Origin of the sequence: Sorangium sp. So ce836, assembly GCF_028553905.1 — a bacterium.
Taxonomy (GTDB): Bacteria; Myxococcota_A; Polyangia; order Polyangiales; family Polyangiaceae; genus Sorangium; species Sorangium cellulosum_D.
In genome coordinates, this window is sequence record NZ_CP102233.1 from 12,191,420 (window position 1) to 12,212,495 (window position 21,076).

At 74.7% G+C, this 21,076-nt stretch carries 16 protein-coding genes; 7 read left to right on the forward strand and 9 right to left on the reverse strand.

The features are described from left to right. Nucleotides 1-33: 33 nt before the first annotated feature. The 4 genes from NQZ70_RS44530 to NQZ70_RS44545 all read left to right on the forward strand — a co-directional run bounded on the left by NQZ70_RS44530 (nt 34) and on the right by NQZ70_RS44545 (nt 4,313). Nucleotides 34-1,596, forward strand: coding sequence for an OmpP1/FadL family transporter (locus tag NQZ70_RS44530; RefSeq protein ID WP_237244616.1), 1,563 nt, complete (start codon nt 34-36; stop codon nt 1,594-1,596). Nucleotides 1,597-1,719: 123 nt separating this feature from the next. Continuing rightward, a complete protein-coding gene (gene trxB / locus NQZ70_RS44535) occupies nt 1,720-2,679 on the forward strand; it encodes a thioredoxin-disulfide reductase (protein ID WP_129579650.1) in 960 nt (319 codons plus the stop codon). Nucleotides 2,680-2,689: 10 nt separating this feature from the next. After that, complete coding sequence (locus tag NQZ70_RS44540) at nt 2,690-3,742, forward strand: uracil-DNA glycosylase (protein ID WP_237244617.1); 1,053 nt, start codon at nt 2,690-2,692, stop codon at nt 3,740-3,742. Nucleotide 3,743: 1 nt separating this feature from the next. Further along, entirely contained in the window at nt 3,744-4,313 is a 570-nt protein-coding gene (locus tag NQZ70_RS44545) for a DUF2085 domain-containing protein (RefSeq protein ID WP_129579651.1), read from the forward strand. A gap of 63 nt (nt 4,314-4,376) precedes the next feature. Here NQZ70_RS44545 and NQZ70_RS44550 read toward each other — a convergent pair whose 3' ends face one another. Beyond that, a complete protein-coding gene (locus tag NQZ70_RS44550) occupies nt 4,377-5,306 on the reverse strand; it encodes a hypothetical protein (RefSeq protein WP_129579652.1) in 930 nt (309 codons plus the stop codon). Between the two features lie 872 nt (nt 5,307-6,178). Next, nucleotides 6,179-6,958: a biopolymer transporter ExbD gene (locus NQZ70_RS44555; protein WP_129579653.1), complete on the reverse strand. Its 780-nt coding sequence runs from the start codon at nt 6,956-6,958 to the stop codon at nt 6,179-6,181. Between the two features lie 77 nt (nt 6,959-7,035). Here NQZ70_RS44555 and NQZ70_RS44560 point away from each other — a divergent pair, with 77 nt between their 5' ends. From NQZ70_RS44560 to NQZ70_RS44570, 3 genes are all read left to right on the forward strand, one after another. Then, nucleotides 7,036-8,634, forward strand: a complete 1,599-nt coding sequence (locus NQZ70_RS44560) for an AMP-binding protein (protein WP_237244618.1) — start codon at nt 7,036-7,038, stop codon at nt 8,632-8,634. Nucleotides 8,635-8,704: 70 nt separating this feature from the next. Further along, the gene (locus tag NQZ70_RS44565) at nt 8,705-9,322 is read left to right on the forward strand and encodes a hypothetical protein (RefSeq protein WP_129579655.1); all 618 of its coding nucleotides are present in this window, start codon (nt 8,705-8,707) and stop codon (nt 9,320-9,322) included. Nucleotides 9,323-9,458: 136 nt separating this feature from the next. After that, nucleotides 9,459-11,561 carry a hypothetical protein gene (locus NQZ70_RS44570; protein ID WP_165374475.1) on the forward strand — a complete coding sequence of 701 codons (2,103 nt, stop codon included), beginning with the start codon at nt 9,459-9,461 and terminating at the stop codon, nt 11,559-11,561. 13 nt (nt 11,562-11,574) lie between these two features. On the opposite strand, the gene NQZ70_RS44575 is transcribed toward NQZ70_RS44570, so the two are convergent. The 7 genes from NQZ70_RS44575 to NQZ70_RS44605 form a co-directional block, all read right to left on the reverse strand. Further along, nucleotides 11,575-14,316, reverse strand: coding sequence for an NACHT domain-containing NTPase (locus NQZ70_RS44575; protein WP_129579658.1), 2,742 nt, complete (start codon nt 14,314-14,316; stop codon nt 11,575-11,577). Further along, the gene (locus NQZ70_RS44580; protein ID WP_129579659.1) at nt 14,313-15,488 is read right to left on the reverse strand and encodes an ATP-binding protein; all 1,176 of its coding nucleotides are present in this window, start codon (nt 15,486-15,488) and stop codon (nt 14,313-14,315) included. The genes NQZ70_RS44575 and NQZ70_RS44580 overlap by 4 nt, the downstream gene beginning before the upstream one ends. A gap of 73 nt (nt 15,489-15,561) precedes the next feature. Further along, entirely contained in the window at nt 15,562-16,878 is a 1,317-nt protein-coding gene (locus tag NQZ70_RS44585) for a polymer-forming cytoskeletal protein (RefSeq protein ID WP_129579660.1), read from the reverse strand. Then, on the reverse strand, nt 16,878-17,414 hold the full coding sequence (locus NQZ70_RS44590; RefSeq protein WP_207217639.1) for a hypothetical protein: 537 nt from the start codon (nt 17,412-17,414) through the stop codon (nt 16,878-16,880). Before NQZ70_RS44590 ends, NQZ70_RS44585 begins: the two co-directional genes overlap by 1 nt. After that, on the reverse strand, nt 17,411-17,938 hold the full coding sequence (locus NQZ70_RS44595; RefSeq protein ID WP_165374476.1) for an RNA polymerase sigma factor: 528 nt from the start codon (nt 17,936-17,938) through the stop codon (nt 17,411-17,413). Before NQZ70_RS44595 ends, NQZ70_RS44590 begins: the two co-directional genes overlap by 4 nt. Before the next feature lie 355 nt (nt 17,939-18,293). Next, nucleotides 18,294-19,211 (reverse strand): alpha/beta fold hydrolase, encoded by a 918-nt coding sequence (locus NQZ70_RS44600; protein ID WP_129579663.1) that lies wholly within the window; start codon nt 19,209-19,211, stop codon nt 18,294-18,296. Between the two features lie 166 nt (nt 19,212-19,377). Further along, nucleotides 19,378-21,003, reverse strand: coding sequence for a multiheme c-type cytochrome (locus NQZ70_RS44605; RefSeq protein ID WP_237244619.1), 1,626 nt, complete (start codon nt 21,001-21,003; stop codon nt 19,378-19,380). Nucleotides 21,004-21,076 lie beyond the last annotated feature (73 nt).

A 21,076-nucleotide genomic window follows, 5' to 3' on the forward strand; every position in this document is an offset into this window, starting at 1 on the left:
CCGCCGGGGATCGCCCGCGCGGAGACGGAGCTCATGAGACGAGGAGCTGCGGGCGCCGCGGGCGCCGCGTTCGCTGCGATGGTGGCCGCCGGCGCGGCGCGCGCGTCGTCGGGGCTCGACTCGCCGGACATCGGGGTGCTCCAGCTCGGCCGCGGCGGGGCGTGGGTCGCGCGGGCCGACGATCCGCTCGCGGCCTACTTCAACCCGGCGGGGCTCGCCGCGCAGCGGAGCAGCGCGCACGGCGGCGTCCACTTCATCCATCAGGCGCAGTGCTTCACGCGCCTCGGCCCCGACGGGCGCCCCGTCCCGCCGAGCGCCACGACGGCGATCCCGGCGCCCGGCAGCGAGGGCGGCCCCGACCCGAAGGTCTGCGCCGAGGGCGGCCTGTTCCCGAACCCCCAGCTCGCCGCGACCCTCCGCGTGAGCGACGCGCTCGCCGTCGGCGTCGCGGCGCTCGGCCCGCACGGCGTCGGCGCGCGGTCCTGGCCCGAGTCGCTCCCGTACACGCACCCGAGCTTCGGCGCGATGACGCAGCCGTCGCCCCAGCGGTACCTGCTCACGTCGCTCGACGCCCTGATGCTGATGCCGACGCTCTCGGTCGGCTTCACCCCGACCGAGGGGGTCTCGATCGGCGCCGGCTTCATCTGGGGCGCGGCGGTCATCGACTTCGTCAACTTCGCCGAGGCGACCTCGGCCGAGGGCGGCGACGACTTCAACGCGCACGGCGATCTGCGCACGCGCGCGAAGGCGGAGGACCTCTTCGTCCCGGGCTTCGTCCTCGGCGCGCGCTGGGCGGCGACGCCGCACCTCGATCTGGGCGCGTGGTTCAAGTGGCAGGACGCGGTGCGCGCGAAGGCCGACCTGACCATCGAGTCGCGCTACTGGACGCCGGCGGGGGTGAAGAACGAGGACCCGTGCAGGGGCGAGGCGCCCGGGTGCAACGTCACCGAGGCGCGGGGCGCGGGGGAGCTCAGGATGCCGATCCCCATGGAGGCGAAGCTCGGCCTCCGGTACCACCGGCCGCGCGCCTTCGCCCTGCGGCCCGCGCAGCCCTCGGCCGCCGCGCCGCGCACCCGCGACCCGATGATCGACGATCTCTTCGACGTGGAGCTCGACTTCACCTGGGCCAACAACAGCGCGGTCGACGCGATCGAGGTGCGGTTTCGCGAGGGCATCCCGGTGCGCGGCACGGGCGTGGGCACGGTGCCGCCGAACGCCGACGTCCCGCACCGCTGGCGCGACGTCTTGGGAGTCCGGCTCGGCGGCGATTTCGTCGTGCTCCAAAATCTCCTCGCGCTGAGGGCCGGCGGCTTCTTCGAGCAGAAGGGGCAGGACGACGCCGATCTGAACCTCGATTTCCACCTCGGCTACCGGGTCGGCGTCGGGGCCGGCGTCACCGCGCGCATCGGCCCGGTCGACCTTTCGGCGGCGTTTCAGCACACGTTCTTCGGCCCTCTGGACAACGGCGGGGAGGGGCGCATCAAGGCCGTCTCCGGCGCCGTGCCGAGCGGCTACCGCAGCATCCAGAGCGTCAACGGCGGCCGCTTCGAGAGCAGCCTGGACGAGTTCGGTCTGAGCGGAACGATGCGCTTCTGAGCGGGCGGCCGCTCGCGCGTGGAAGCGGCGGGGGGCGCGGCCCAATGCGGCGCGGCGGGGGGCGCGGCGGCGCGCCGGGGCGGTCGACGCGGAAGGCGGTCGCGCCTATAAGATGGCTCCACCATGAGTGAATCGAACGTCCGTAACCTGGTCATCATCGGCTCCGGTCCTGCCGGGCTCACCGCCGCCATCTACGCGGCGCGCGCCAACCTGAAGCCGCTCCTCATCGAGGGTTTCAGCGCCGGCGGCCTGATCCCGGGGGGCCAGCTCATGTTCACGACCGACGTCGAGAACTACCCCGGCTTCCCCGAGAAGATCACCGGCCAGGAGCTGATGCAGCGCTTTCGCGACCAGGCCGCGCATCAGGGCACGGAGATCGTGACCGCGGACGTGACCAAGGTCGAGCTCACGGGCCACCCGTTCAAGGTGTGGGTGGAGGACACGCTCTACCTGGCGAAGGCGGTGGTGATCGCGACGGGCGCGCGCGCCAACTACCTCGGCCTCGAGAGCGAGGAGAAGCTCAAGAACAAGGGCGTCAGCGCCTGCGCGGTCTGCGACGGCGCGCTCTTCCGCGGCCAGGACGTCGTGGTCGTCGGCGGCGGCGACACGGCGATGGAGGAGGCCTCCTACCTGTCCGGGCTCTGCAGCAGCGTCACGCTGGTGCACCGCCGCGACGAGTTCCGGGCGTCGAAGGCGATGGTCCAGCGCGTGCTCGAGAACCCGAAGATCAAGATCCTCTACAGCCACGTCGTGGAGGAGGTGCTCGACGTGAAGGCCGACATGGTGACCGGCGTCCGCGTCAAGAACACCAAGACCGGCGACAGCCACCTCGTGCCGGCGGCGGCGATGTTCGTCGCGATCGGCCACACGCCGATGACGGATCTCTTCGTGGGGCAGCTCGAGACGCACCCGAACGGCTACCTGAAGACGGTGCCGGGCTCGACGCGCACGAACATCCCCGGCGTCTTCGCCGCGGGCGACGTGCAGGACTGGAACTACCGCCAGGCCGTGACGGCCGCCGGCACGGGCTGCATGGCCGCGCTCGACGCGGAGCGCTGGCTCGCGCAGCAGGGCGGCCACTGAGGGGACGGCGATGGTGGAAGCGCTGCGCGAAGAGCTCGCCGATCTGACCGCCTCGGTCCGGGCGTTCCTGGAATGGCACGCGATGACCGGCGCGGACGGGCTGCCGGGCGATCCTTCGGCGCTCCACGAGGCGCTGGGCGCGTCGTCCCCGGAAGGCGGTCCGCCGGCCGCTCGGCGGGCGGAGCGGGGCTTCGCCGGGCTGGACGCGCCCGCGCCGGCGGCGCCGCGCGGGGGCGGCGCGGCCTTCGCGCCGGCAGCGCAGCGCAGCGCCGCCGGCGCCTCCCCGGCGCATCCGGAGCAGCGCGCCGCCGCCTTCTCCCCACCGCACCCCGAGCAGCGCGCCGCCGAGGCGCAGCCGGCGCGGGCGCCGGTGCAGCCGCCGCGGGCGCCCGAGCCGTCCCCCCGCCCCGCCGTGAGCGCCGCCGCGGCGCCCCGCGCCGAACCGGCTGCGCGCGCGCTCGCGGCAGCGCAGCCGGAGTCGCCCGAGGAGCGCGTGGCGCGGCTCTCGCTCATCGCGGAAGAGGTCCGCACCTGCCAGAAGTGCCCGCTCCACGAGGGCCGCACCCACACGGTGTTCTCGCGCGGCAACCCGCTCTCCGAGATCGTGTTCGTCGGCGAGGGGCCAGGGGCAGAAGAGGATCAGCAGGGAGAGCCGTTCGTCGGCCCGGCGGGGCAGCTGCTCGACAAGATGATCGCGGCGATGGGGTACCACCGCGACGGGGTCTACATCTGCAACATCGTGAAGTGCCGGCCGCCGAAGAACCGGAAGCCGGAGCCCGCCGAGATGGCGGCCTGCAGCCCCTACCTCGCGTCCCAGCTCGCGCTGATCAAGCCGAAGGTGATCGTGGCGCTCGGCGCCACCGCGGTGCAGGGGCTGATCGGCACGACCGAGGGGATCACGAAGCTCCGCGGGACGTGGAAGCTCTACAAGGGCTCGATCCCGATCATGCCCACGTTCCATCCGGCCTACCTGCTGCGCCAGCCGGGCGCGAAGCGAGAGGTCTGGAGCGACCTGAAAGAGGTGATGCGCCACCTCGGCAAGAGCGCGCCCGACCGAGGCTGACGTGACCGCGTGCGCCTCCGGGCGCGAGACCCGGGCGGCGCAGGCGCCCGCAAGGGCCCGCGCCGCGGCGCAGGCCCCCTCCGCCGGCCTCGACGACGCGGCGGCGCGGCCCTCCGGTGGGCCGATCGCGGCCGAGCCGCCGTCGCTGCTGTCGGCGGCGCGCTGCGCGCTGGCGGTCGTCGGCGCCCTGCCCTGGTGCATCCTCCTCGCGCGGAGCTACCTGCCGCTCGGAGGGCTCGGCGCCGCGCTCGATCGCCTCTTCGCGCCGATGTGCCACCGCATCCCGGAGCGGTCGCTCGCGCTCGAGGGCGTCGTGATGCCGCTTTGCAGCCGCTGCGCAGGCATCTTCGCCGGCGTCGCGGCGGGCGCCGCGATCGCGCGGCCTCGGCTGGCGATGGCGGCGTGGCGCCCGATCCTCATCGCCCTCAGCGCGTTGATGGCGCTCGACGTGGCGACCCAGGACCTCGGGCTGCGCCCCCCCTGGCACGCCACCCGCCTCGCCACGGGCCTGGCCTTCGGCTACGCCGCGGCCGCGGCGTTCCTCGCGCAGCTCGCGCGCCGTCCGGGCTGAGCGCAGCGCGCAGCGGAACGGCGCTCGGGTCTTGCGCAGCGCGCTCGTCGCCCAGGGCGTGCGCTACTTGCGACCGCCCATGGCCCTGCACTCGTGCACGGGGCCCTTCGTCGCATGGCGAACACACTCGCTGTACGCCGCGACGCCGTCCTTCCACTTGCCCGTGTCCTGGAGCGCCGAGCCCAGGTAGAGGTAGGGCAGCGCGTCGGTCGGATCGGCCGCGATGGCCGCGCGCGACGCATCGATCGCGTCCTTGTACCTGCCGCGGTTGAGGAAGCTCAGCGCTTCCTTCTTCAGCTTGCTCGCGTCCTCGGCGTTGACCGCGGGCGCCGCGGCCTTCTCCGCCTCCGCCGCCGCGGCCTTCTCCGCCTCCGCAGCCCTCTCCGCCTCGACCGCCGCGGCCTTCTCCGCCTCGGCCTTCTCTGCGGCGGCCCGCTCCGCCTCGGCCTTCTCCGCGGCAGCCTTCTCCGCCACCGCGGTCGCCTTCAGCGGATCCGGAGCGGCCTCCGCCCCCTTCGCGGCGGCGGGTGCCGGCTCCGCCGGCGCAGGCGCGGTCTCCCGTGCAGGAGAAGGATTCCCTGGCGCGGCCACGAGCTTCGCCTGCGCGTGCGCCGGCTTCGATGCAGGCGCCGCCATCGCGATCGGCGCAGGCGCGGGCGGCCTGCTCGAGACCACCGACTTGGCGACGACCGCGACGGAGATCACCCCGGCGAGCCCCGCGACCGCCGCGACGATCCGGCGAAGGCGCGCCCGGCGGGCGAGCGTCTCGGGCGACAGCTGATGCACCACCACGAGGCGCTCGTCGGCGTGATCGTCGGGATCGCTGGCCGCCTCGGTGAGCGGCGGGAACGACTCCTCCTCGCGCCGGAAGAACGCCGCCGTCGGCGAGGAAGGGTCGATCAGATCGAGCGCGTCCGAGTCCGGCGCCGGCTCCTCGGGCGAGGACGCGGGGGCTGCCGGTTGCTCCGACGCGCCGGCTCGCTGCGGCGCCATCGGCGGCTCGGAATCCTGCGCCTTGCGAGGGGTCGCGTCGCCCGCGCTGCGCGGCACGGCGGGCGCCTCGGAGACCCGCGAAGCCGCGGGCGCCTCCACGGCCGCTCGAGCGGCCGGCGCCTCGGAGACCCGCGAAGCCGCGGGCGCCTCGGAGACCCGCGAAGCCGCGGGCGCCTCGGAGACCCGCGAAGCCGCGGGCGCTTCCACGGCCGCTCGGGCCGCGGGCGCCTCCACGGCAGCTCGGGCCGCGGGCGCCTCCGCGACAAGCGGAGCCTCGGCCGCCCGCGCTGCCGACGGAGCGGCAGGCGCCTCGACGGCCGGCGGCACAGCGGCCGCGCCGGCGTCGGCGGCACGCTCGGGAGCAGCGGAGACTTCCGCGGCCGCCCCGGCGACGGCGACGTCCTGGTCGCTCGCCGGCGGCGGCGTCGAATCCTGCGTCGCGAGCGCCGGCCCCTCAGGCGCCGCCGACATGCGGGGCTGAGAAGCCCGAGGACGGAGGCTGCGGCCCCTGTTCGCGCGGGCCGATGCAAGAAGTCGCTTCGACATGTCCGAACCATCCTCCCGTGATCGTCACGCCCCCGATGGCGCAGGGGATCTGCGACTCGCCCTATTCATGATCCAGGCCGGCCCCAACGGCGAGCGCCCGCCCGCCGTTTCCGTGCGCTCCCAGCGCCGCCCCGTGTGCCGGATCGTGCCGCGTGGCCCCACCCGGCCACCCCCGCGCTCGACAGGAGCACACGGAGTCTCGCCCGACCAGAAATCGACAGCTCGCTCGCAACGGCGCGCGCCGGGCGCGCCGGACGCTCCTCCCCGCGGACGCGCCCCTGAGGGGGCGGCGATCCAGGGTGACGGAGCCCCCGGCGCAGCGCACGTCAGCCTCCACCGAGCTGCACCGGCCGCCCAGCGACCGGGGCAGCGCGGAGCAGGACGAGCGCGTCGAGCTTCTTCTTCGCGTCGGAGCCGAGGATCGTGCCGGCCAGGTTGTGCGCCATCTCCCACGGCACCTCGTCGTCCGCCGAGAAGAACGCCACCGACGCGCTGCACGCGGCGATGTCCTTCGTGAGCTGCTCGCCGGTGTGCGACAGATCCGGGCCGGCGAGCCCCTTGCGCTGGCGCTTGCCCATGCCGCCGCCGAACGGCCAGATCGCGGTCGCGAGGTCCTTCAGCACCATCGCGCTGACCGCGCACGCGGGGGGCTTCGACACGCGCCCCTCCGGGACCACCGTGATCTCCTTCGGGAGGTCGTCGCGGCCGTCGGTCTTGATGAGCACCGTCGGCGCGCCGGCCGCGCCGAGCTCCGTCACGACGGCGGCCACCGCGCTCGGCTTCGCCCTCTTCTCGGCGAGCAGCGTGACCGGCTTGCCCTCGATCGGCAGCGCGCGGATCACCTTCGAGAGCTTCTCGGCGCCGTCCTTCTGCGAGAGGTCCACGCGCTGGCCGCCGAGGTAGGGGCCCATCGGGTCGACGAGCAGCTCGGGCATGCCCTTCGGCTTCGGCGGCTCGGCGGGCGCCTCGGCGACCGGAGCCGCCGTGGCGGCGGGGCCGGGCTCGGGCGGCTTGGGCGCGCTCTCGCACGCCGCCGCGGCCAGGGTCAGACCGGCGACGGCCGTGAGGCGGAGCAAGACGCCGGAACGGGGGCAGGAAGCTCGCATGGCGCGGCAGTGTAACCAACCGGCCTGGCTCCGCGCACCTTCGCTGTGCGAGAGTTCGCGCGATGGCTTCCCCGCTCGTGGAACGGCTCGCTCAGCTCGGATCGTCCGCCCGAACCGCCGTCGAGGACGACCGGGGGCAGACCACCTTCGCGGCGCTCACCGAGCGCGCCCTCCGCGTCCGCGGCGCGCTGCTCGCCGACGGCGGGCGCGGCGCCGGCGCGCACGCGAGCCCGAGCTCCCTCGAAGGGGAGCGGATCCTGCTCCTCGTGCCGCCCGGCGCGGCCTGGGTCTCGGCCTTCCTCGGCGTCCTCCTCGCCGGCGGGATCGCGCTGCCGCTGTCGGCCCTGTATCCGCCGGCAGAGCTCGCATGGCTCGCGAGCGACGCCGGCGTGCGGCGGATCCTCGTCGGTGACGAGCTCGCCGCGGTGGCCGCCCCGATCGCGCAGGGCCGCTCGGTGCTCCGCGTGGAGGACTTCGAGCGCGCCGCCCCGGGGCCGGAGGGGGCGCTCTCCGACATCGCCGCCGACGATCCGGCGCTCTTGCTCTACACGAGCGGCACGACCGGCAAGCCGAAGGGGGCGCTCCTCACGCACCGCAACCTGGCCGTGCAGGCGGAGCTCCTGCGCGCGGCCTGGGGCTTCTCCGAGCACGACGCGCTGCTGCACGCGCTGCCGCTGCACCACCTCCACGGCGTCGTCATCGCGCTCACCACGTCGCTGCTCGCGGGCAGCGCGACGAGGATGCTGCCGCGCTTCGACGCCCAGCGCGTCGCCGCCGAGATCGCGCGCGGCTCCGTCACGGCGTTCATGGCGGTGCCCACCATGTACCAGCGGCTGTTCGAGCAGATCGACCGCGGCGGCGCGCCCGGCTTCGCCGCGGGGGCGCGGGCCCTCCGGCTCGCGACGAGCGGCTCCGCGGCGCTGCCGGTGACGCTGGCCGAGCGCTGGCGCGACCTCACCGGCGCGATCCCGCTCGAGCGCTTCGGGATGACCGAGATCGGCGTCGGGCTGAGCAACCCGCTCGATCCGGCCGGCCGGCGGGCGGGCTGGGTCGGCTTCCCGCTGCCGACCGTCGAGGCCCGCATCACCGACGACGCGGGCAACGCGTCGGAATGGGCGCCGGGCGACGCCCCGGGCGAGGCGCCGGCGCGGCCCGGCGGCGCCGCGGTCGCGCGGGGCGAGCTCTGGATCCGCGGGCCGAGCGTCTTCAAGGGCTACCTCGGGCGCGAGGACGCCACCGCCGCCGCCTTCCAGGACGGCTGGTTCCGCACGGGCGACGTCGCGGAGCGCTCCAGCGACGGGCGCTTCCGGCTCCTCGGGCGGACGTCGGTCGATATCCTCAAGAGCGGCGGGTACAAGCTGTCGGCCCTCGAGATCGAGGAGGCGCTGCGGGAGCACGGCGCGATCGCCGAGGTCGCGGTGATCGGCGTCCCGGACGAGGCGTGGGGCGAGCGCGTCGTCGCGGTCGTCGTCGCCGCGCCGGGGCGGGAGGCGGAGTGCGCGACCGGACCGCTCCGCGCCTGGGCGAAGGAGCGGCTCGCGCCCTACAAGGTCCCGCGCGAATCGATCGTCGTGCCGAGCTTGCCGCGCAACGCGATGGGCAAGGTCGTCAAGCCGGAGCTCGTGAAGGCGATCGCGGCGAGCGGCTCCGGAGGGAAGGACCCGAGCGCGCGGTGACGGAGAGGGCCGCCCGAGCGCGCGGCGGACGTGCTTGACCGAGCCGCTCCGCTCCGGCCTACTCGGCCCGATGCAGACTGCCTCCCCCTTCGGCCCGGCCGCGTACGGCGGCCTCGCGGTTCAGCCGTTCGCGCACCCCACCTACACCATCAAGCGGCCCTTCTGGTCGCTGCTCGGCCGCAAATTCCATGTCTATGCGCCCGACGGCACCCTCGTGTGCTTCGTCAAGCACCCGCTGCTCAAGCTGCGCCAGGAGTTCACCCTCTTCGCGGATGAGTCGGAGTCGCAGCCGCTGCTCACCATCCGGTCGCGGCAGGTCGTCGCCCTGAACCGGTGCCTGGACGTCCTCGACGCGCGCACCGGCGAGCGGGTCGGGACCATCCGCTCGCGCGGCCTCAAATCGATCGTCCGCGACACCTGGGACATCCTCGATCCCGCGGATCAGCCGGTCGGGCTGATGCAGGAGGACGGCGCCGCGATGCTCCGCCGCATGTTCCCGCTCCTCGTCGGCAAGTGGCACATCGAGCTGCACCAGCAGGAGGTCGCGAAGGTGACCCAGGTGTTCCGGTTCTTCGTCAAGGAGTTCACGCTCGACCTGTCGATGAACCAGGGGAGGATCGACGCCCGGTTCGCCATCGCCTGCGCCCTGCTCGCGCTGATGGCCGAGACCGCGCGCGAGTCCGGCTGAGCCCGCGCCCCGCCGCGGGGGTGCCCGCCGCCTCCGCGCGTCGATCGACGCCCGATGGCCGCCCGATTGCCGTCCGATCGCCGTCCGATCGCCGAAACTTGGCCCGTTTCCGCGAGCTCTGCGAGGTTGCCGCGCGATGCGCCTCGATCCTGTCTCCCGCCTCGACGTTGCCTCCGAGGAGGGCCGACCGCCGTCCCCCGCTGTGCCCCCGTCCGGACTGGCCCGCTTCGCCGCGAGCGGGCAGGGCGCCGACGCCGAGCGCGAGCTCAGGGCGCGGCGCTTCCTCTGGGCGAGCGCCCCGGCGGCGCAGGACGGGCAGCTCCGCGCTGCGCTCGACGAGGCCGTCGAGCTCGCGCTGGCCATGCGCGGCGCGCTGCCGCCGCGGGTCCAGGAGGGCGCCCCGCTCGAGGCGGTGATCGCCGACCAGGTCTTCCGCGCGAGGGCGCTCGGCGCCGCGGGGCTCGCCGTCGGCCTGCCGCGGCTCGCGGGCGGCGCGCGGGGCGCGCTCCCGCCGGAGGACAGCGCGACGCTCCTCGCATGGCTCGGCGCGGCGCGCGAGGCGCCGGTCGCCCTCGTGTTCGACGAGGGCGACAGGTCCGCGCAGGTGCTCGCGCCGGTGCCCCTCGCGGACCTCGTCGAGAGGAACGCGTCCGAGGGGCACGGCGCCGCTTCCCACATTCGCGCGCAGGTGCGCAGCCTCGCCCAGCGCGAGCCGGAGCGCAGCCTCGCCGCGCGCGAGCCGGAGCGCAGCCTCGCCGCGCGCGAGCCGGAGCGCAGCCTCGCCCAGCGCGAGCCCGAGCACAGCCTCGCCCAGCGCGAGCCGGAGCGGCCCCTCAGGCCGACGCAGCCGAGCGCCGCCGCGCCCGCCCCGAACGAGGCGCTCCCGGCCGAGCCGGCGGCCTCCGAGGCGCCCGCAGCGCCCGCGTCGCCCGCCGCGCCCGCGTCGCCCGCCGCCGCCGAGGGGCGGACCGAGGCGAGGCCGCGCGGCGTGTTGCCTCCCCGCTCGTCGAGGCTCCGCCGCCCGGACGCACCGGCGGCCGTCCTCTCCTCCGGGAGGGGCCCCGGTGCCGCGCCGGCGCAGGGGGCGGGCTCGCCGCCCGCTGCGAACGAGACGCTGGCAATGGCCCTGGCCAGCGTCGACCCGGGCGCGGCGCCCGCCGATCCGGGCGTGGCGCCGGCCGATCCGGGCGCGCCGCCCGCCAACCCTGGCGCTGCGCTCGACGGCGCGGGCACAACGCTCAGGCCGCCGCGAGCCGCGCACGAGGCCACGCCCATCGCGCCCGCCGCGCCGGTTGCACCCGCCGCGCCGATCGCGCCGGTCGCCGAGGCCGCCCACGCCGACAACGACGCGCTGCCGCCGACGCGCAGGGAGCGGAAGGCGCCGCGCAACCGGATCCTCAGCGCGGCCGAGTGGCGAGCGCTCGCCGTCGAGCTCGACAACGCCCGCGGCCCGAAGCCGGTCCGGGTCATCGAGCAGCTGTTCGCGACCCACTACACGCCGCTCCTCGGCGCGACGCTCACGGGCGAGGCGGACGCGGCCGTGCGCGGCGTGGTCGACAGCTGGAGGACCAGCTTCGAGCACAGCTACCGCGAGGCGTTCTCGGCGCTGCGCGTGACCGGCAAGCGGCCGCCCATGGTGTTCGACGCCCCGGACATCGCCGCCCGCATCGCCCGCCTCAACGGGGCGCGCGGGGTGAAGCTCCTGCTCGTCGACGCGATGCGCTTCGACCTCGGCGAGCGCGTCGCCGCCCACCTGAAGGAGATCATGATGGATCGGGCCATCCTGGTGGAGCGCTCGCTGCTCTGGGCGGCGCTGCCGCCCACCACGACGGCGCAGATCTCGCTGCTCGCCCGCGGGCCGGACGGGCTCCGCGAGACGATGCCCCCGAGCGAGGCGGAGCCCGCCATCGCCCGCGGCCGCGCCGTCGCGACCCTGCGGCGCGAGCGGGTCGGGTCGCGCGAGCTGATGAAGCTCGACCTCGTGGAGGCGCGCCTGCGCGCCGCGGGGCCCCCCTTCGCCGAGCGGATCGAGGCCATCGCGGAGGAGGTCGCCGACGTTGTCGCGCGCTTCATGGCCAGCCTGCCGCCGCGGACCCTGCTGCTCGTCTTCGGCGATCACGGGTTCCGCATGACGCCCATGGGCGACGGCACCGCGACCGGCCCGGCGTCGCAGGGAGGAGGCTCCCCCGAAGAGGTGCTCGTCCCGGCGCAGGCGTGGCTCGTCGGCGGCGTGCACTGAGCGGCGCAGGGCATCAAGGCGGCGCGCCGGGCGAGCCCGACGGCGCGTCGCCGCCCTGCGGGACGCCCTCGGGGGCGCCGGTGGCGGAGAGCTTCCACAGGGCGGCACGCGCTTCGGCCACCTGAGGCGCCAGGGCCACGAGGGCGTCGATCGCCGTCGCGGAGCCGATTTCCCCGAGCGCCGCGATGGCTGCCTCGATCACGCGGGGATCAGGATCCGTCAGCGCGGTGACGAGCTGGCTCACGGCAGCCTCGGAGCGCCGCTCACCGAGCGCCGAGGCCGCCGCGCATCGCACGTCAGCATCCGCGTCGTCGCAGAGCGCCGCGGAGAGGGCCGCCGAGACGCGCTCGTCGTGCAGCGAGACCAGCCGCTCCACGGCGGCATTCGAACGCAGTTCGCCGAGCGCCAGCGCGGCCATCGCGCGACGCGCGGGGCTCTCGTCGTCGAGCCACTTGAGAATCGCCTCGGCGACGCGCCCGCCGAGCTCGGTCACCGCGAGCTCCGACAGGAACTCCCGAGGTGCATCGAACGACGGCGGCTCGACGACCCACGCCGCCATCGCGGCCGCCACGCGCTCCTGCAGCGCCACCGGCAACGCCTCGCCCGCCTCCGCGGCGAGCAGCGTCGCGATGGGCACCTGCTTGCGCAGGACGCTCGTCACCCACCGCCGCGGCTCCGGCTCTTCCCACGACAGGACCCGCTCGACGAACCTCCGCGCCGCCGCGGGCCGCTTCTGCTCGAGCGCCATGTAGCCCACGCCGAGTCGGATCACCTCACCCCAGCGGGCATCGAAGAGACGCGCCAGCGCCAACTCCTCGAACCGCTCCATCGCGTGGAGCCCGGCGGCCGCGAAGAACTCCTGGAAGGTGAGGTGCATGAACCCCCACGCTTGCGCGCCGCGCTCCATCAGGAGGCCCAGCTCACGCCCCGACTTCTCCAGGAATCGGCGCGCCGCGAGGAGACCTTCCTCTCCAGAGATCCCCGCTTGCGCGCCGAGCGCCTCGCTCAGCGTCTCCACCACGAAGGCCTCCGGCGCGACCCCGGCCGGATAGCGCTCGTGCATCGCCAGCGCGAGCCTCCCGAGGATGGGCAGGGCCTCTTCTTCGTACGCCATGGCGGCGTCCGACGCGCCGCTGGCCGAGAGGCGGCGCGCCGCAGCCCACGTCTCGCAAAGCGTGCGGGAGATCATGGCGTACGCCTGCACCCGGTGGCGCGGCAGGCGCCCTTCCGCGCGGTGAATCAACGCGAGCGCCGAGAGGAGGAACGGGTTTCCCGCGAGCGCGCCGAGCCTCGGGCTGGCATCGATGGCCGCGAGGAGCTTCTCCGTCATCGCGTCGGCTTCGTCCGTGGAGGCGGCCGCGTCCTCCGGATCCTCCCAGCGCACATAGGCCCGGTGCCAGGCGCTCACGTAGCGATCGACCTGCTCTCGATCGAACGGCCGGAGCGTCGCCTCCACGCGCTCGGGCAGATCGAACCCGGTGTACCCGACGATCCGCGAGGTGACGACGAACCGGTTCCGCGGATGAGCCGCCGCGAACGAGGCGAGCCACCGCTGGAGCTCCTCGCGCTCGGTCGAGCGGACCTCGTCGAGCCCGTCGAGCAGCACGAGGCAGCGCCCTGCCTCGAGCTCGCGGGTCAACGCCTCGCGCACCATCGCCTCGTCGCCAGCGCCGCGCTCCTGAAAATAACGACCGAGCGCTTCGACGACAGACACCTCCCGTCGCTCGGCGCACCGACGCAGCTCCGCGAGCTGGCCGACGCTGACAGGCAGCGGGAGGAGGCGCTCGGCAGCGCCGCTCTCCGATGCCAGCACGAAGCGACCGGCCGCCGCCGTGATCGCGAGCCACCGGAGCAGCGTCGTTTTCCCCGAGCCGGGATCGCCGAGAAGGACGAGATGCCTGTGCCTCGCGAACGGCTCCTGGAAGCCCTCGCCCATGGGATGGCGAGCGCGGCGCACGCGCTCGCCGGCCGGCTCGGAGCTCCCGCCCACGATCCCTCGCGCGCTCCGCTCCGCGGCGCTCGTGCGCGGCGAGCTGACGTCGAGCCGCGGAGACACGAAGACATCGCGGAGGTCCAGGCTCGGCGGCTCGCTCCTCCGGAGACGGAAGCCGACGTAACGGATGCGCCGCAGCTCCGGGCTCTGCGCGTAGCCACGAAGCGCCGCCCATGCCTGGTCGCGCTGCGTCGCCGGCGGCGCGCCGCGAGCTGCGCTCTGGGGGAAGAGGTAGGAGGGCGCCCCCTCGAGCACGAGGCCGCACGGCGCGAGCTCCCGCGCGTCCGGCGGCGGGAGGGCGAGCGCCAGGTCCTCGCTCAGCGCGGCTGCGCCAGGCGGGATCGCCGCCATCCAGCCGCGCAGCGACCCCTCGACGTCGTCGACGAGGTCGTGACTCCAGGGCGCGCGTACGACATGCGCCGCGAGGCGCGCCGAGAGCTGCAGATCGATGTGCACGCGCTCCCAGAGCTCTTTCAGGGCGCGAAAAGCGAGCGTGGCCAGCGCCTCGCCGGACGCACCGCCGAGCACGAGCGTGGCGGCGTCCTCGCTCCACGCGAGCGGCTGGATCGCCCCGAGCGCGCGCGCGAGGTACTCGACGCCCGCGGTGTACCGCACGCGAAGCTGCAGGTACCCGCTGTCCGGCAGCTCCTTCCAAGGGAAGGACGGCCCGACGAGATCGATCCGGACAAGCGCAAGCTCGACCACGGCGCCGCTCCGGAGCGCCTCCCACCACGGCGAGCCTGCGTCGCGCCGATCGTTCATGCACGCGCCTCCGGGGAGGGCGCCACGCGCAGCACCACCCGGAAGTGTCCTCCCTGCAGATCGAACTCCGGCGACGGCAACCCTCGCGCGCGCATCTGCGCGACCATCTCCGGGATCCCCATCCCGAGGCTCTCCCCGCGACGAGCGCGCGCGAGCACCGAGGCGAGCACCGGGTTCCTGCGCTGGCTGATGCCCCCGACCTGGATGCTGTCGAGCGTCAGATGATTCAGGAGCACGCCAGGATTGATGATCTCGACCCGATCCTGGAAGGCGAGGATCCGGATCTGGGACGCGGCGCGGTAATCCCGGTGGGCGACGGCGTTGAGGAGCGCCTCGCGCAGCGCCGTCTGCGGCACGCCGCGCTCGATCCGCTCCCAGCGCTGGATGTGCGCCGGCGCGGGTGTGTAGCGCTCCAGGAACGCTGCGGCGCTCTCGATCTGCTTGAGGAGGTGTCCGGTGATCTCCTGCCGATCGACGAGCTCCGCCGACATCCCGGTCCCGGCGAAGCAGACCGCAGAGATCCTGGCATCGACGAACCATCGCTCGGGCTCGCGGCCGAAGAGCAGGAGGCCGGCCACGGTCGGTGCCTCGCCAGGATCCACGCACTTCAGCGCGCGCAGGTAACGGTTCCGCTGGGCAGGTGCGCTGGGGTCGTAGACCGAACGCAAGAGGTCGTCGACGACGGCAAGATCGAGATCCGCCATGGTCGCCCCATGGACGACGCTCTCGTCATGGTAGGCGTTCTGCGACTGGAGCATGCGAACGAGCTCGTTGCGCGTCGCCTCACGCGTCATGCTCCCGTCGCGGATCCAGTAAACATGCTTCGCGCGGTAAGGCCTGTCCGGGCTGGACGCCGGCACGTCGACGACGAGCAGCAGCTTGCCCGCGACGTCGACCTTCGTGATCGGGCACCAGATCGCCGGATGGATGACGGTCTGGCACGCCTGAACCACCGACAGCATCAGCGTGTCGGCCTGCTTCATCGTGCCGACCCCCGTCGGCGTGCCGTCGTCCTCGACCCCGAGGAAGATCTGACCGCCCAGCGCGTTGGCGAAGGCCGCGATCGTCTCGGCGAGGTCCTTCGGTGCCTTGCCAGGGACCTCGATCCGCTTGAACTCGGTCACCGAGTCCTCGCCGAGCCGCAGCCTCTTCTCGATCGGGTCGGAGGTCACGGCGCGATGCTAGCGCGCAGCCTTCAGCGGAGGTACATCGGCGCTCGCGCCGTCCGGGGCGGGCGAAGCCAGCTCAAGGCGCCGTGCGGTAGGGGCCCGCCGCCCCCTCCCCCCGCGGCCTCGGCCGGAGGAGCCCCGCGAGCCGGGTGGCGACGAGCGCGCCGGCGCCGATCAGCGTGACGGCCGCGCAGAGCGCGCCGCCGACGTAGGGGATCCCGCTGGCGATCAGCAGGCCGAGGCAGCCGATGGCGAGGTGCGCGTAGGGGTTCCTGGTCCGGTGACCGAAGAGCCCCGCCCCCGCGGTCTCGAGCACGGCGCAGCCGCCCGCGACCACGGCGACGACGGCGAGCAGCAGGCCGATCACCGCGAACGGGATGCCGATCAGCGTGACGCACAGGGCGGCGGCGACCGCGACGGCGCCGAGGACGCCCACCGCGCCGAGCGCGAACGATCGCATCGGCCGGGCGGCGATCTCGACCTTGAGCGCCTCCATGCGCCGCGGCCAGAGCGCCAGCATCACCGCGCCGAAGGCGAACAGGAACGCCGTGCGCGTCACCGCGTTGCCGGCCTTGCGCGCGAGCGTGGACGCACCCTTCGCGCTCGATCCGTCGCCCAGCGGGTTCGCGTCGTTGTTCACGTCGCCGCGGATGCGCGCGCGCTCGCCCCGCCGGAGCGGGCCGCCCACGACGTCGACGTCGCCGTCGATGGTGGCTCCGTCGGCCACGGTGAGCGGGCCGCCCACCGTCGAGACGTCGCCGCGCACGCGCGCGCCGTCGTGGATGTGCGTGGACCCGCCCATCACGTCGATGTCGCCGGTGACGGTGCCCCACACGTCGAGCGAGCCGCCGATCACCGACACGTCGTTGACCACCTCGCCCTTCTCGATCCGGAGGCTCCCGCCGGTCACGAACCGGTCCCGGCCGCGCGACGAGGGCCGCGCCTCCTCGGCGTCCTCGTCCTCCGCATCGTCGGGCGACGCCGCGACCGCGGGCGCCGGCGGGGACGCGGCCGCGGGCTCCTCCGGGGCCGGCGCCGCCGGGGCCGGGGCGATCGCGATCAGGTCGCCGTCGCGGGTCGCGACGTAGCTCCCGTCGGCGAGCAGGAGCTCCAGCACCCGGTCCGCCGGCTGGTCCTGGACGTGGAGATCGACGACGTTGCCGGGCGGCACGTTGAGCACGAGGCTCCACCCGGCCGCCTGGGCGACGCGCTTGAGCGCCTCGTTGCGCGGCTCGCTGCTCACCTCGACGCTCACCTTCGGCTCGACGTCTGGCCAGGCGCCCTTGCGGAGGATCTCCGCCGTGGCCGCGCCGCTGGCCGAGGCCCCCAGCGCGGCGCCCAGCGCGGCGGCGGCGAGGCGCGAGGAGAAGAGACGAGTCGAGACGGTGCGCATCAGATCCCTCCGTTCAGCGAGAGCTGCTTTCCCCTGGTCCACGCGACGTAGGCCCCCACGATCACGAGCAGGGCCGCCGAGAGCCACGGCAGCGCCGTGAGCCAGCCGGACAGGGCCCCGCTCGCGGCGACGGCGCAGCCGACCCTCACCACCACCGAGCAGGCGTGCCAGAGCCCCGCCCAGCTCTCCCGCAGGCCGCCCGCCCCGGCCACGAGCGACGGCGCCGCGCCGAGCGCCGAGATCGCAAGGGCGAACGCGAGCGCCGGGACCGGCAGCGGCGCGCGCGGCGCGGCGGTCTCCCTCGCGCAGCCGTGCGCCGCCTGCCCGCGCAGGAGCTCCCCCGCGCGCAGCGACAGGAGCGCCGCCTGGCCGAGCTCCGAGGAGCAGCTCTGGCAGCGCGCGGCATGCTCGAGCGCGCCCTCGGGCAGGAGGGCCCCCTCGCCGTCGCCCAGCGCGGTGAGCGCTATCTCGGTGAGGTGACCGTTGGACTGCCACACGAGGTCGGGCGCGAGCCTGTCGTCGTCTTGCATCGTCACTCTCCGAGCGCCTCGGCCAGGCAGCGCCTGCCTCGCGCGATCCACGTCGCCACCGTCCCGAGCGGGATGTCGAGCCGGCGCGAGATCTGCTGGTAGTTGAGGCCTTCGACATGGAAGGCCAGGAGCGCGCGGCGCTGGGGCTCGGCCAGCTTCTGCAGCGCCAGCTCGATCCGGCGGGCGCGCTCGGTCTGGGCGGCGCGCTCTTCCGGCCCGGGCGCCGGGTCCTCGACCGAATCGAGGAGCTCGCGCTGCTCCTCGGCGCTCGCCTCCGGGTGCGCCTCGGCGCGGCGCGTGCGGCGGCGGCGGCGCAGCACGTCCAGCGCCACGTGGCGCGCGATCCCGAGCACCCAGGGGCGCAGCGGCTCGCCGTCGCGCAGGCGGCTGCGCCCCTCGAGGGCCCGGGCGAGCGCCTCGTGGGTGCAATCCTCGACGTCGGGGTGATCGGCCCGCTCCCCGAGCACGCAGGCGATCGCCGCGCGCACCACCGGCCGCAGGGCGGCGGTCTCGTCGAGAGACGCCCCCACCGTCACAAGCGACGCCGCGGGGAGCCCGTCGGATGCTTGGGGACACGGCGGCGTGGCGACTGGAAGCATGCTGGACCCAGACAGTTCGCGCGAGCCCTCCCCCAAATTTCACGGGCTGGTCGAGAACGCGCCAGCAGCATCGCGATGGCCGAGGGCCGGCCGCGGCCCGACCGAGCCCCTTCTCGGTTCCTGGACGGCCACCCTCGGTTCCTGGACGGCCATCCTCGGTTCCTGGACGGCCACCCTCGGTTCCTGGACGGCCACCCTCGGTTCCTGGACGGCCATCCTCGGTTCCTGGACGGCCACCCTCGGTTCCTGGACGGCCATCCTCGGTTCCTGGACGGCCACCCGAGGGCTACGGTGAGGGCCCGGCTCCGGGCGCAAGGAACTCGATGAGCTCGGGAAGGACGAGCGCCGGGTCCTCCAGGTGGGGCGCGTGGCCGAGCGGCACGAGGCGCAGCGTGGCGCGCGGGATCGCGGCGGCCGCGGCGATGGCGAGCGGCGCCGGGAACACGTCGTCGCGCTCGCCCCAGAGCACCAGCGTCTCCGCGTCGATCTCGCCGAGCCGCGCGAGGCGATGGGGCACCGGGCCGACGGCGGGGAAGAGCGCGTTGAACGCGGCGACAGGGGCGACGCGGCCGTCGGGCACGGCGTAGAGCTCGCCGTGCAACGCCGCGAGGCGCTCGCCGCGCGGCGTGGGCTGCGGGGGCCGGATGCGGCGGAAGAGCGCCTTGCCGAGCACCCGCAGGAGGCGCTCCGGCGGGGCGCGGAAGTAGGCGCGGCTCCAGGCGGTCATGGCCGGCCCGACCCCCATCGCGCCGATGAGCACGAGCTTCCGCGGGCGCGCGCGCTTGCGGAGCGCGATCTCCGCCGCGACCAGCCCGCCGAGCGAGTGGCCGACGAGCGCGGCGTCGCCGAGATCCAGCTCGAGGAGGAGCTCCTCGACCGGATCGGCGAAGAAGCGGAGCCCCTCCTCGAAGCCCCCGCCCTCGAACGGCGGCGACGAGGCGTGGCCGAAGCCCGGCAGATCCACGGCGATGACGCGGTGGCGGCGCGCGAGCTCGGGGAGCAGCGGGAACCACGTCGTCGCGGCGTTGCCGCGGCCGTGCAGGAGGACCACCGGCGAGCCGCGGCCGCCCTCCAGGTAGCGGAGCGTCGAGCTCAGCGCGGCGCGGCGGTGCACCGCGAACGGCGGCTCGCCGGCGGCGAGCTCCGCGAGGATCGCGCGCTCGGCCGGGCCCAGGCGGGAGACGACGGCGTGGACATTCGTCACGGGCGCTCCCCGTAGCGCGATCGATACGGCGCGGAAATGCCGCAGCCCAGAGGAGCGCCGCCGCGCGCCCGCCCCTGCGTCGGCACCGGGGCCGTGCCCGGGCCTGCGTCGGCACCGGGGCTGTGCCCGGGCCTGCGTCGGCACCGGGGCCGTGCCCGGGCCTGCGTCAGTCCCGGCCGTGCCCGGGCCCGAGGATGAGCTGCATCTTGGCCATGGGCTCGAACCCCTCGACGTGCGGCGGGTGGTGGCACTGCGAGACGCAGCTCTCGGGCGAGGGCGCGAGCACGATGAGCCCCTTCTTCTCGGGATCCTTCGCGTGCAGCGAGCCCGGGCCGTGACACTCCTCGCACTGCACGTTCTGGAGGGAGGCGTTGTGCGTCACCGTGGAGCCGCCCGGCTTGCCGTAGCCGGTCACGTGACAGCTCACGCAGTCGAGGTTGTACTCCTTGAAATCCTGCTGCAGCGTCGCGTAAGCGCGCGCGTGCGCGGTGCCGTCGAAGACCTTGCGCTCCTCGTCGTGGCAGTTCGTGCAGGCGTCGATGCCGATGTAGCTGGCCTCGCCCTTCGCCGGCGGCTCGGGGACGCGATCCGCGAACGCCTCCTTGTTGTGGGCGTTGACCCGCTTGTAATAGGCGAGGAGCTGCCCGGCGACGTCCTTGTCGGCGCCGAGCTTCTCGCGCACCTCCACCGAGCTGTAGCGGAAGAAGCTGCCGGTCACCTTCGCCTCCGCCGACTCGAGCTTCGCCTTCTCGGCCCGGAGCTTCTCCAGATCGGCCTTCCGATCGGCGACGTCCTTCTCGGAGACCGTCTTGCTCCCCTCCCAGCCGTTGAGGCGGATCTCGAGCTCCCGGATCCGCGACGACAGGCTGATGAGCTCCTCGGCCTTGGCGACGCCGCCCGCGTCGGCGAACACGAGCGGGCCGTCGCCCTTGCCGCGCACGAACAGATCCACGACCGCCACCGACTGGAGGTGGTTCGGCGTCTCGACGACGAGCGTCGTTCCGATGAGCACCGGCGGCTTCGGGCCGTCGTTGACGTCCCCGCGCTCGCTGGGCTTGCCCAGCACGAGCACGTGCAGCTCCGGCGCGTTGTCGGCGAGCCGCAGCGCCTCGCCCCGCGGCAGGGCGGCGAGCCCCACGAACACCGTCGCGCCCTGCTTCTTCGCCTCCTCGACGCCCGCCTTCACCGCCTCGACCGCCGAGCCGGCCTTGACGCCCTCAGGGTAGGCGCCGGCGCGGCCCTTCGGGTCGCTCACGCCGATGAGGCCCACCTTCACGCCGGCGACGTCGCGCACGACGACGCCCCGGACGCCCTGCGCGCCCTCGAGGTTCCTGGCGAGCACGGCCGCCCCGGCCTGCTCCTGGTACTTCGCGAGCGCCTCGGCGCCGAGCGCCCAGTCGTTCTCGCCGGGCGCCCACGCCGCGAGCCCGATCTCCTTCGCCGCCAGCGCCATCGCCTCGGCCTTCCAGGCGTCCTGGGTGCGGCGCTCCGGGCTCACCTCCGGCTCCATGAAGAGCAGCGGCCCGGCGCCGACCACGAGGTGATCCGGCGCCTCGCCGCGCTGGCCCTCGATCAGGGCGGCGAGGTGGTCGATGCCCCCGAGCTGGTCCTTCGTGCAGCCGCACGGCTCCAGCGCGCCGGCCACGGTGCTGAGCACGTAGAGCCGCACCGTCGGCCGGGTCGCGCCCGCGTCGGCGTCCGCCTCCGCGCTCGCGGCGCCCCGCTCGGGGACCTTGCACCCCTGGCACGCCGCCGCGCCGGCCGCCGCGGCGATCGCGAGGAAAGGGATCAAGAGCGCGTATCCCCGACGCACTCCGCGAAGAAGCGAGCGCTTCATGCCCGCGCTATAGCACACGGGCTCGGGC

Excerpts from the sequence above, each read along its gene's own strand:
- NQZ70_RS44530 (WP_237244616.1), top strand. The coding sequence starts at position 34 with ATGAGACGAGGAGCTGCGGGCGCCGCGGGCGCCGCGTTCGCTGCGATG.
- trxB (WP_129579650.1), top strand. The coding sequence starts at position 1,720 with ATGAGTGAATCGAACGTCCGTAACCTGGTCATCATCGGCTCCGGTCCT.
- NQZ70_RS44540 (WP_237244617.1), top strand. The coding sequence starts at position 2,690 with ATGGTGGAAGCGCTGCGCGAAGAGCTCGCCGATCTGACCGCCTCGGTC.
- NQZ70_RS44550 (WP_129579652.1), bottom strand. The coding sequence starts at position 5,306 with ATGGCGCCGCAGCGAGCCGGCGCGTCGGAGCAACCGGCAGCCCCCGCG.
- NQZ70_RS44555 (WP_129579653.1), bottom strand. The coding sequence starts at position 6,958 with ATGCGAGCTTCCTGCCCCCGTTCCGGCGTCTTGCTCCGCCTCACGGCC.
- NQZ70_RS44565 (WP_129579655.1), top strand. The coding sequence starts at position 8,705 with ATGCAGACTGCCTCCCCCTTCGGCCCGGCCGCGTACGGCGGCCTCGCG.
- NQZ70_RS44570 (WP_165374475.1), top strand. The coding sequence starts at position 9,459 with ATGCGCCTCGATCCTGTCTCCCGCCTCGACGTTGCCTCCGAGGAGGGC.
- NQZ70_RS44575 (WP_129579658.1), bottom strand. The coding sequence starts at position 14,316 with ATGAACGATCGGCGCGACGCAGGCTCGCCGTGGTGGGAGGCGCTCCGG.
- NQZ70_RS44585 (WP_129579660.1), bottom strand. The coding sequence starts at position 16,878 with ATGCGCACCGTCTCGACTCGTCTCTTCTCCTCGCGCCTCGCCGCCGCC.